The 10,550-nt window shown below is 68.0% G+C and carries 11 protein-coding genes; 3 read left to right on the top strand and 8 right to left on the bottom strand.

Features of this window, described 5'->3' with window-relative positions; genetic code table 11:
• Positions 1–75: 75 nt before the first annotated feature.
• Positions 76–1,224, bottom strand: coding sequence for a lipid-transfer protein (locus WEB06_05320; protein MEX2555033.1), 1,149 nt, complete (start codon positions 1,222–1,224; stop codon positions 76–78).
• Between the two features lie 65 nt (positions 1,225–1,289).
• Here WEB06_05320 and WEB06_05315 point away from each other — a divergent pair, with 65 nt between their 5' ends.
• Positions 1,290–2,525, top strand: a complete 1,236-nt coding sequence (locus tag WEB06_05315) for a S8 family peptidase (GenBank protein MEX2555032.1) — start codon at positions 1,290–1,292, stop codon at positions 2,523–2,525.
• Here the strand turns inward: WEB06_05315 and WEB06_05310 are convergent.
• The 4 genes from WEB06_05310 to WEB06_05295 all read right to left on the bottom strand — a co-directional run bounded on the left by WEB06_05310 (position 2,522) and on the right by WEB06_05295 (position 5,783).
• Entirely contained in the window at positions 2,522–3,490 is a 969-nt protein-coding gene (locus WEB06_05310; GenBank protein ID MEX2555031.1) for an acyl-CoA dehydrogenase family protein, read from the bottom strand. The genes WEB06_05315 and WEB06_05310 overlap by 4 nt on opposite strands.
• A complete protein-coding gene (locus WEB06_05305; protein MEX2555030.1) occupies positions 3,487–4,683 on the bottom strand; it encodes an acyl-CoA dehydrogenase family protein in 1,197 nt (398 codons plus the stop codon). Before WEB06_05305 ends, WEB06_05310 begins: the two co-directional genes overlap by 4 nt.
• A gap of 64 nt (positions 4,684–4,747) precedes the next feature.
• Complete coding sequence (locus WEB06_05300; GenBank protein MEX2555029.1) at positions 4,748–5,539, bottom strand: hypothetical protein; 792 nt, start codon at positions 5,537–5,539, stop codon at positions 4,748–4,750.
• Between the two features lies 1 nt (position 5,540).
• Positions 5,541–5,783, bottom strand: a complete 243-nt coding sequence (locus WEB06_05295; GenBank protein ID MEX2555028.1) for a hypothetical protein — start codon at positions 5,781–5,783, stop codon at positions 5,541–5,543.
• A gap of 89 nt (positions 5,784–5,872) precedes the next feature.
• On the opposite strand from WEB06_05295, the gene WEB06_05290 reads away from it, so the two are divergent.
• Positions 5,873–6,280 carry a hypothetical protein gene (locus tag WEB06_05290; protein ID MEX2555027.1) on the top strand — a complete coding sequence of 136 codons (408 nt, stop codon included), beginning with the start codon at positions 5,873–5,875 and terminating at the stop codon, positions 6,278–6,280.
• A gap of 41 nt (positions 6,281–6,321) precedes the next feature.
• On the opposite strand, the gene WEB06_05285 is transcribed toward WEB06_05290, so the two are convergent.
• The gene (locus WEB06_05285; protein MEX2555026.1) at positions 6,322–7,974 is read right to left on the bottom strand and encodes a FadD3 family acyl-CoA ligase; all 1,653 of its coding nucleotides are present in this window, start codon (positions 7,972–7,974) and stop codon (positions 6,322–6,324) included.
• Positions 7,975–8,149: 175 nt separating this feature from the next.
• Between WEB06_05285 and WEB06_05280 the strand changes: the two genes are divergently transcribed.
• The gene (locus WEB06_05280) at positions 8,150–9,187 is read left to right on the top strand and encodes an NAD(P)H-dependent glycerol-3-phosphate dehydrogenase (protein MEX2555025.1); all 1,038 of its coding nucleotides are present in this window, start codon (positions 8,150–8,152) and stop codon (positions 9,185–9,187) included.
• A 262-nt stretch (positions 9,188–9,449) separates the two neighbouring features.
• On the opposite strand, the gene WEB06_05275 is transcribed toward WEB06_05280, so the two are convergent.
• On the bottom strand, positions 9,450–9,899 hold the full coding sequence (locus WEB06_05275; GenBank protein MEX2555024.1) for a PPOX class F420-dependent oxidoreductase: 450 nt from the start codon (positions 9,897–9,899) through the stop codon (positions 9,450–9,452).
• A gap of 245 nt (positions 9,900–10,144) precedes the next feature.
• A partial coding sequence (locus WEB06_05270; protein MEX2555023.1) for an AAA family ATPase occupies positions 10,145–10,550 on the bottom strand: 406 nt, incomplete at its 5' end.

The following is a 10,550-nucleotide window of genomic DNA, read 5'->3' as shown; positions in this document are numbered from 1 at the left end:
GCTCGGCGACGGCGTCCCAGAACGGCTGCGTGTCGCGGTCGGCGACCGGCTTCGGCGGGAGCGGCGGCGCGGTGCTCACCACGGCTCCTTCGAGAGCACCATCGCGCCGGTGGGCACGACGTTCCCCCCGGTCACGAGGCAGTGCTTCACGTCGGCGACCTGCGTGGTCGAGACGCCGCGCACCTGACGCACGGCCTCGACGATCAGGTTGAACCCGTGGACGTACGCCTCGGAAAGTCCACCGCCTGAGGTGTTGTAGGTCAGGCACTCGTCGGAGGCGACGTACGCCGCCCCATCTCCCGCTCCACAGAACCCAAACTCCTGGAAGAACAGCGGCACTTGAGGAGTGAAAGCATCGTAGATCTGGACGACGTCGATGTCCTCGGACTTCAGGCCGGTGTTGCGCCACAGCTCCGGCGCGACGAACGCGTTCGGCGAGCGCGTGAGATCGTCGCCGTAGTAGTTGGTCATCGCGTAGACATGGGGCCCGCTGCCGAGCGCGTACCCGGTGACGTACGAAGGCGCCTCACGCAGATCCAGGTCGGCGGCCCGTTCGGCCGCGACCAGCACGATCGCGAGCGCCCCGTCGGTCTCGAGGCAGTTGTCGAACAGGCAGAGCGGCTCGGCGATCATCCGCGAGGCCATGTAGTCGTCCATCGTCATCGTCTTGTGGTGCATCATCGCCATCGGGTTACGGTTCGCGTGGCCCCGGATCGTCGTCGCGACCCGGCCGAAGTCCTCGCGGCTCCACCCCCACGTGTGCATCCAGATGCGCGCGAGCAACGCGATACCGTCGACGGGGCGCACGATCCCGAACGGCCGCTCGAACTGGTCCTGGTTCTCGGCGATCATCTGACCGGCCCACGGCCGCCCGCCCGACGAACGGTTACGCGACCGCCACACCACGACGCAGTCGGCGAGGCCGAGTTCGATCGCCGCACACGCGAGCGCGACCGTCGGCGGCCCCGCACCGCCGCCGTAGTCCTGCGCGCCGAACCAGCGGAGGTTCGGCACGCCGAGCACGCGCGCCATCTCCATCTCGGTGGTGGGCTGCCAGACGTAGCGGCAGATCCCGTCGACGTCCTCGGCAGTGAGACCCGCGTCTGCGAGCGCGCCTTGGATCGCGAGCGCGCCGGTGTGGCGCTCGGTCATGCCGATGTCCTTCGAGTATGGCAGCGCGTGCATCCCTACGACGACGGGCTGCCTGTTCTTGGTTCGGATCATCCGCTCTCCCGCTTTTCTGACGAGCCGTCAGATTCTATCGGCCGGTAGCATGACCGTATCCTGCGATGAAGCGGACCCTGGTATCGGTCACGAGCGCCGCGCTGTGCGTCACGGCGCTCGTCCCAGCCTGGGCGGCAAGCGATCCCCACCGCTCTAAACAGTGGGGCCTGACCATGATCCGCGCGGACGAGGCGTGGGCGGCGAGCAAGGGGTCGGGGGTCACGATCGCGGTCGTCGACACCGGGATCGACCTCGACCATCCCGATCTCAAGAACAAGATCGTGGGAACGGTCTCATGCATCGGCGGGACGTGCACTACGGGCGGGAACGACGACAACGGCCACGGCACGCATGTCGCGGGCATCGCCGCCGCGGTTACCGGGAACGGCATCGGCATCGCCGGGGTTGCACCGAGTGCGAAGCTTATGCCGGTCAAGGTCCTCGAGGAGGATGGGTCCGGTGATTGCGACGATATCGCCATCGGGATCCGCCACGCGGCCGACCACGGGGCGCGCGTGATCAACCTGTCGCTCGGCCCGGAGCTCCCCGGCCTGCTCGCCGTCTTGCTGCAAGGCGGCTGCATCAACGGCCTCGAGGCAGCCGCGACGTATGCCTGGAACAAGGGCATCTTCGTCGTGATCGCCGCCGGGAACAACGGTCTGAATTCGGCTTACGACAGCACAGCGCTCGAGGTCGTCGGCGCCACCGGCCCGGGCGATCGACCCGCCTCCTATTCGAACAGCGGCGCGGATGTCTACGCGCCCGGCGGTGATGCCTCCTCGTGCTCGGCGAGCACGTGCATCTTCTCAACGTGGCTCGGTGGCGGTTACGCGCTCGAACAAGGGACGTCGATGGCGGCGCCGCACGTGTCGGGGATCGCAGCGCTTCTCTTCGCCCGCGGTTATTCCAACACACAGATCCGCCAACGTCTGGCCGCAACCGCAGACAACATTGACGGGATCCTTCGCGTGAACGCGGCGCGCGCCGTTGGCCCCGCCCCGTCCACGCCGAAGGCGTCACCGAAGCCTTCCCCGAAGAAGTCCTCGCCGGCCGCGCCGCCTCAGGGGAGCGACACCCCGTCGGCGACCCCGACGCCGTCGGTGCTGCCCACGAAGCTCACGCCCTCCTCGACGCCGTCGCCGATGCCGACAGAGAGCAGAGCTGCTCTCGCAGCCCGCCCCGGCCCGCCCGATGGTTCCGGGGCGACCCGGCCCGCGATGATCGTCGTCGCGGCGTTCGTGCTCGGGCTCGTTGGGTTCGCGATGGCGCGGAGGACCCGGCGTCGAAGCGCCGGACCCTAAGGAGCCAGAGTTCCCGCGACCGCCTCCGCGAGGTCGTCGGACTTCCCGAAGCGCGTCGACATCAGCACGGCTCGCTTCAGGTACAGGTGTGCGTCGACCTCCCACGTGTACCCCATCCCGCCGTGCACCTGGATCGAAGCCTTCCCGTTCGCGAGCGCCGCGTCGCCCGCGAGCAGCCTCGCGCCGGCGACCGCGCGATCGACGTCGCCGGCCCCCGGGTCGTCGCACATCACCGCGGCGGCGTAGGTGCCGACGCGGGCGACCTCCTCGCGCACGAGCATGTCGGCGCAGATGTGCTTCACGGCCTGGAACGAGCCGATCGGCCGGCCGAACTGCTTCCGCTCCTTCGCGTATGCGACGGCGGCCTCCGTGCATGCCGAGGCGATCCCCACGAGCATCGCCGCAGCCAGCACGGCGCCTTCGCGCCGCCACCGCGCGACTTCCTTGGGCCCGGCGATCTTGTCGCCTTTCGGGAGATGCTCGAGCAGGTACATCGGGGTGAGCGGATCCAGCGGCTGGCGAACCGGGATCGCCCCGAGATGCTGCGGATCGACCAGCCAGAGACCCTTCGGATCGATCACCACGAGGGTGTCCAGCGCAGGCAGCTGGCCGACGACCGGCGGCGTCCGTTCGCGATCGATGAGCCCGACGACACGTTGTCCGTCGAGCGCGCCCTCGATCAGCGGCACCGAGAGATGGGTCGAGATCACCGGCCCGGGCACGAGCGCCCGGCCGAGCTCCTCGTAAACCAGCGCGGCTTCGGTCATCCCAAGTCCGACGCCACCCTCCGACTCGGGCTGCCGCAGCGAGAACACCCCGGCTTGTCCGAGCTCGTGCCACAACGTCCGGTCGATGCCCCCGGCGTCCTCGAGCGCGCGCACCCGGTCCATGGGGAACAAGCGCTTGCAGACGTCGCGCATCCCCTGCTGGAGCGCGCGCTCGTCGTCGCCGAGGTCGAAGTTCAAACCGCCGGCTCCTTCGGCAGGCCGAGGATGCGCTCGCCGACGATGTTGCGCTGGATCTGCGAGGTCCCCGCGGCGATCGTGAGCGACATCGACTGGAACCAGCGCTCGACGTGGATGCCGCTCTCGATGCCCCCGACGTCCTCCATCCCGAGCGCCGCGCGGTCGAGCAGCTTCATCGTGAGATCGCCGAGCCGGGCGCGCACCTCCGAGTACGCGAGCTTGAACACCGAGCCGCCGAGCCCCGGCACTCCGGTGCCCCGCTCGGCCTGGGTGACGTTGCGGCGCGTCAGCGCCCAGAGCGCGTCGAGCTCCGCGGCGATCCTCCCGAGGTCGCGCCGCAGCCCGGGATCGTCCCAGGCCTTCCCGTCGCCGCGCGGGATGCGCTGCGCGAGTCCGGCGACGTGCTCGACGAGGCTCATCGTACGGATCAGCTCTCCGACGAACGCGGTGCCGCGCTCGAACGAGAAGGTCACCATCGCGACGCGCCAGCCGTCGTTCTCCTCCCCCACCCGGTTCTCGACGGGGATGCGCACCTCGTCGAGGAACATCTGCGAGAACTCGGTCGAGCCGGTGATCGTGCGGAGCGGCTGGATCTCGATGCCTTTCGCGTCCATCGGCATGATCAGCCAAGTGATGCCCTTGTGCTTGGGGGCGTCGGGGTCGGTCCGCACCAGCAGCTCGCAGTGGTCGGCGACGTGGGCGAATGACGTCCAGATCTTCTGCCCGGTGACGACGTAGTGGTCGCCGTCCCGGACCGCTTTCGTGGACAGGGCCGCGAGATCGCTACCCGCGCCGGGCTCTGAGAACCCCTGGCACCAGACCTCCTCGCCCCGCAGGATCCGCGGGAGGTGACGCTGCTTCTGCTCGGGGGTACCTTCGGCGATCAGCGTCGGGCCCGCGTGCAACAGGCCGACGAAGTTCACGCCGACGTAGGGCGCGCCTGCGCGTTCGGTCTCTTCGAGGAAGATCAGGTGCTCGGTCGGCGTCGCGCCGCGGCCTTCGACTTCGCTCGGCCAGTCGATACCGGCGTAACCGGCCTCGAATAGCATCTGCTGCCAGCGCGTGTCCCACGCGCGCCGGGCCGGCCAGTTGTCTTGGCCTGGCTTCGGGGGCAGCGACGGCAACGCATCCTCGAGCCAGGCGCGCAGCTCCGCGCGGAAGCGCTCGTCGGAGTCCGAGTACCGAAGGTCCATCGAGCGTCAGGATATCGGAATCTGACGGGTCGTCAGATTCCCCGCCCCAGCCGATCGGACAGCATCACCACAACTGGTCGGTGTACGTGTCCGTGCCCGGCACCGTCGGGATGAACGGGCCGCTGAAGACGCAGCGCGCCTTCCCGGTCGCGTCGATCGCCTTGCCGAGGCCGGCGAGCTCCGACTCCCAGTCGTCGGCCGGGTCGCGATCGGTGAACCACATGATCAGCAGACGACGTCCGTCGGACTCGACGCGCGGGATGTCGGCCGGCGCGCCGTCGGGGATCGGAACCGGCGTGAACACCAGCGCCATCGCCGCGGACGTTCCCTCGATCGCCGTCGGTAGATGCTCGTCGCGGAGCCACTCGCCGACGGCGTTGCGGTCGCCGGCGTCGGTCGTCTCGACGAAGGTCGTTACGAGCCCCGGGAACCGGTGGTCGAGCGCGAGCTCGGGCGGCACGCCGTCGGCGTCGCGGAACGCGCCGCCGCGGTACCGGTACATCTTGGTGTGGATGTGATCGCGGTCTCCGAACATCCGGTCGGCCTTGTGGAGACGGTGCACCTCTTTCGCGCCCCACGTCCCCCACTCGTCCTGCTGGGAACGCTCGATCCAGTAAAGCGCGAGGTAGGAGCCACGCATCGGGTCGTCGGTGATCGCCGGCTCGGGCACGTAGCGCAGCTCCTTGTACGGCTTCGTCGCGACGAAGCGCGCGCCGGCCAGGATGCCGGGCCCGACGAGACAGCCGGCATAGAAGTGGTCCCGTTCGTACCAGCGGTTGTAGGCGACCTCGTGTCCCTTGTGGGGCTCGACCAGGGTGAACAGGATCGAGCCGAGCTTGATCGGGAAGTCCTCCACGTCAGTCGATGATGGTCATGCCGCCGGCCGGGGAGTCCTCCCACACGAGCACGGCGGGGACCTCGCCGGTGTTGACGATCAGCTCGGCGGTCTGGTTCTTGCCGACGACGACCTGGACGCGGACCGGCTTCTCGTCTTCCATGGCGTCGGCGATCTGGGCGCGGAGCTTCTCGACGTCGGCTTCGTCGGGCAGCGTCCATCGTTCCCCGCCGGGCTCCGCACCGAGCTTGAGATACTTCCCCATGGGACATCCCCCTTCTCGCTCGTCGGGTCGATGCTACGCCAGGACGCGCGCCGGTTGCATCGCGGCCGGGCCGGAAGGATGCTGACGCTGTGAGCGACGAGCCCTTCCCCTTCGAGCAGCTGGACTATCTCTACATCCCGAGCACGGACGTGGCCGCGGACGCGAAGTACTTCGCGGACGTCCTCGGTGGGTCGCTCGTGTTCGCGATCGCGGACGGCGGCACCCGGGTCGCGATGGTCAAGATGACCGAGGATCCGCCGGCGCTGTTGTTCACCGACCACGTGGAGGGTGAAAGGACGATCTTCATCTTCCGGGTCGCGAACCTGCGCAATGCTTTGACCGTATTGTCGAAGCGAGGCTGGGAGAGCGAGGAGACCTTCGAGATCCCGCAGGGCCCGTGCTGCTCCTTCACATCGCCGGACGGCCAGCGGGTCGCGCTCTACCAGCGGACCCGGCCGGACGTCGAGACGCATTTCATCGGGCGAAAGGACTTCTGAGCGTCCGGTTCTTCTCGTTCCGTCGAAGCGTGACCGAAAACCTACGCTGGGCGGACGTTTTGGGACACGCTTCGGCCGGCGGCGAGCAACTTCGCAGCCTGTTCCCGAAGCTCGAACTTGAGGACCTTTCCGCTGGCGTTGACCGGGAGCGCGTCGACGACTTCTACCAGGCGGGGAACCTTGTAGTTGGCCATCTGCTCGCGCGCCCACGTGATCACTTCGTCGGGATCGACGGTCTCACCGGAGCGGGGCACGACGAAGGCGACGCCGACCTCGCCGAGACGCGGATCCGGTGCGCCGACGACCGCGGCTTGCGCGACTGCGGGATGGCGCATCAGCTCGCCTTCGATCTCGGCAGGGTAGGCGTTGAACCCGCCGACGATGAACATGTCCTTCTTGCGGTCGGTGATCCGGATATAGCCGCGCTCGTCCATGACTCCGACGTCGCCGGTGTGGAGCCAGCCGTCGGCGTCGATCGTCTCGGCGGTCTGCTCGGGATCCTCGAAGTAGCCCTTCATCACGTTGTAGCCGCGGATCACGACCTCGCCGGGCTCGCCGCGAACAACCTCCTTCCCGGCGTCGTCCACGATCCGGACCTCGGTGTCGGGGATGGCACAGCCCGAGGTGTTCGCGATCGTCTCGGCGTCGTCGGTGGGACGGCACATCGTGGCGGTGCCGGTGGACTCGGTAAGACCGTACGCCGTCAGGACCTTCTCGAAGCCGAGCTCGTCGCGCATCGCCTCGATCAATGCGACGGGGACGACCGCCGCCCCGGTGACCGCAAGCCGGAGCGACGAGAGGTCGAAGGACGTGCGCTCGGGGTGGTTGAGGATCGACTGGTATAGCGTAGGCGGGCCCGGCAACGCCGTCACGCGCTCTTCCGCGATCCGCGCGAGAACGCTCGGCGCGTCGAAGACCGCGTGCGGGATGATCGTCGCGCCGCGCATGAGGCACGCGAGGATCCCGGCCTTGTACCCGAACGTATGGAAGAAGGGGTTGACGATCAAATAGCGGTCACCCTCGCGCAGCCCCACAGCGCGAGACCAGACCTGGAAAACCCGCATGCTCTGGGCGTGTGTCGTCATGACGCCTTTGGGCTTCCCGGTGGTTCCCGACGTGAAGATGATGTCCGAGAGGTCGTCGGGCCGTACCTCGGAAACGCGCAACGCTTCCTCCTCCGCCGTTGCGTGCTCGGCGTCGTGGATGAACGCGGCGAATGGCTCAGTTCCCCGGATCGGCTCGCCGCGAAGGAGCACGATCCGCTCGAGGCTCTCGAGCTCCTCCACCGGACGGCCGTTCGCGACCGGGCCGTGCGCCTCGCGCAGCATCTCGGGGTAGTCGAAGCCGAGGAAACCCCGCACGGTGAACAGCATCCGCGCACCGCTTCGTTGGATCACGTAGCCGGCCTCGCGTCCCTTGAAGCGCGTGTTGATCGGTACGAGCACCCCTCCTGCCGACACGACGCCGAGGGCGGCGACGATCCACTCCCAGCAGTTGGGCGCCCATATGGCGACCCGATCGCCGGAAACAAGGCCAGCAGAGATCGCCGCGCGCGCAGCCTCGCTCACGCGGCCGGCAAGCTCGCGGAAGTCAAGGCGGAGATCTTCATCGACCACCGCCTCGACGGCCCCGAAGTCACGTGCCGCTGCGCGGACGAGCTCGGGGATTGTCTGCGGATCGGATGTGTCTGCCACGGCGCTCTCCCGGATCTGACGGTGCGTCAGATCCTATAGACCGTTGCGAGCACCCACATCTCGGCCGGAGCTTGCCGACCTGCCCCCGATCGCAGGGCCCGAAGCCTCTCCACTCGATGTGGACCGTAAGTCAAAGTGGGGTGCAGACCTTCTCGGGATCGGCAAAGGAGGCAGGGTGAAGGACCGCGTCGCAGTCCTCGGCGCCGGAGCCTGGGGAACGGTCGTGGCGCGTCATTGTGTCGAGAATGGATCACCGACTTCGCTTTGGGCTCGGCGGTCGGAACTCGCGCGCGCGATCAACACGCGGCACGTGAACGTCGACCATCTGCCGGGCATCGGTCTTCCTCCGTCACTCCACGCCACCGCGGATCTGGAGGACGCCGTTTCCGGGGCATCTACGATCCTCGTTGCCATCCCATCGCGAGCGTTTCGCAGGCCGATGATCGAGGTGGGGCCGATGATCGACCCGAACGCGACCGTCGTCAGCCTCACGAAGGGCATCGAGGCCGACTCCCTCCTTCGGATGACCCAGGTGATCGCCGACGCCGGCGGCGTGCCGGCCGGCAGAGTGGCCGCGTTGAGTGGCCCGAACCTGGCAGGAGAAGTCGCGCGCGGGCAGCCGACCGCAACCGTCGTCGCGTGCTCGGACATCGCGCGGGCCAAGAAGGTCCAACAGTTGTTCCACCACCGCTCGTTCTTCTGCTTCGCAAACGACGACGTCGTCGGGGTCGAGATCGGCGGCGCGTGTAAGAACGTGATCGCGCTCGCGGCCGGGATGTCGGACGGATTGGGCTTCGGCGACAACTCAAAGTCCGCCCTGATCACGCGTGGTCTCGCCGAGATCGCCCGCCTCGGTGTGGTGCTCGGCGCGCAACTCCAGACCTTCCTCGGGCTCGCGGGGATGGGCGATCTGGTCGCCACGTGCATGAGCACGCTCTCGCGGAACCACCGCGTCGGCTGTGAGATCGGCAAGGGTCGCTCGCTCGACCAGATCGAAGCCGAGATGAACGAGGTGGCCGAAGGCGTTTCCTCATGTCGCCCGATCCTGGCCTTGGCTCGGCGCGCAGGAGTGAAGATGCCGATCGCGTGGCGCGTGGAAAAGATCCTGTTCGAGGGCGCGCGCCCCGAGGACATGCTGATGGACATGATGATTCGCGCACCGGAGGCCGAATTCCGAGACATCACCGCCGGCTCGATAAGGCGTGCCGGCTAGCGTTCGCGCGATGCTGCCGATGCAGCGCCGGAGAAGCTCACATCCTCTCTCCGTAGGGCCGAGGCTCTGGACCTCCGATCCACGGCCGATGGACCTGCGCAAAATCAGACCGAGGCGTAAGCGACAGGGTGCCGGTCCCATCGAAGGAAACGATGTGGAGGGTCTCCTTGGCCTCCGAGCCCATCCCGGGAGCGCTTTCCGGACGCCGAGATCGTCGCGCGCGGGCAGCTCAGTCGGGGTCCAGGGTAACTGCCCGCTTGCGCTAGTCCGGGATGACGGCGAGGAGGACCGGAGACGGACGTTCTCGCCGGAAGATCGATTGGATGGCTCGTATCGGCTTGATGACGATCAGGTCGCGACGGTACTTGCGCCGGAACTCGGGCTCCAACCGGGACACCTCGGACTGAGGAAGGATCGTCGCTCGCCCGTTCACGCGCGGCCCCACCTCGCGGCCCCGTGCCGAGCAGAGCGCGACCGCCACGTGGGGATCGTTCTTGATCCGCTTGACCTTGCCCGCGCCGGCCTCGGTCTCGATGAGCAGCCGCCCGTGCTGAGCGACAAACCACACCGGTGTCGAAACCGCCGTCCCGTCCCGCTTGTACGTCGTGATGCTGAGGTACTTGCCGCGGAAATCTCCGCCGAGCGCCATGCCGGCAGTCCCGCCGACCACGCGAACACTGGAACCGGCCCGGATCGGTGTCGTCGTCATCATCGTCGATCGCCTCCTCTTCGGTTCGCCGGACCATCAAGTGCCGTCAACATGAGAGCGAGTTCACCTCGATTGCGCGACATGTTCTCGGCCCGCCTCCTGATAGTCGGGGCATCGCAAGCCCTTCGGATCGAGGACAACATCGCTTGTCGACTCAGGATGAGCCCGGTCGGGCGTCGTGGGACAGGGTCGGCAGCCCCTCGTGTCAGGGGCCCTTCAGAGAGATCCTCTGAGGCAGGACGGCTTGGCTATGAGGCTCTAACCGTCGCGCCCGCAGCCCGTTCCGGCGCGACGATCGCCTCGATCGGCTCCGACGGTGGTTGGGCTTCGACGATGCGACGCAGCGCCCTGAGCGAAACGAGCGGTGACGGGGCCGTGTCGACCGTGACGGCCGTCGGCCACGGATCCGCTCGATCGGCCATCAACCGCGCGATCTCAGGCGTCGCGTCGGACGCGTTCGATGATCCGGCGCTCCTTCGCGCGATCCTGGCCGCGGCAACCGGTGCCGGAGCCGTGCACCGCACCTCGAGGAGATCGGCCCCGGCAGAGTGCGCAGCGCCTGCGGCCTCGTCGCGGAGGTGGACGTCGCTCCAGGACGCGTCGAGGACCACCGACTCGCCGAGCGCGATGATCGCGCGGGCTCGCGCGATCATC

The sequence above is a fragment of the Actinomycetota bacterium genome (genome assembly GCA_040905475.1).
Classification (GTDB): domain Bacteria; phylum Actinomycetota; class AC-67; order AC-67; family AC-67; genus DATFGK01.
The sequence above is the reverse complement of the archived record's forward strand: the minus strand, read 5'-3'. Positions and strand labels throughout refer to the sequence as shown.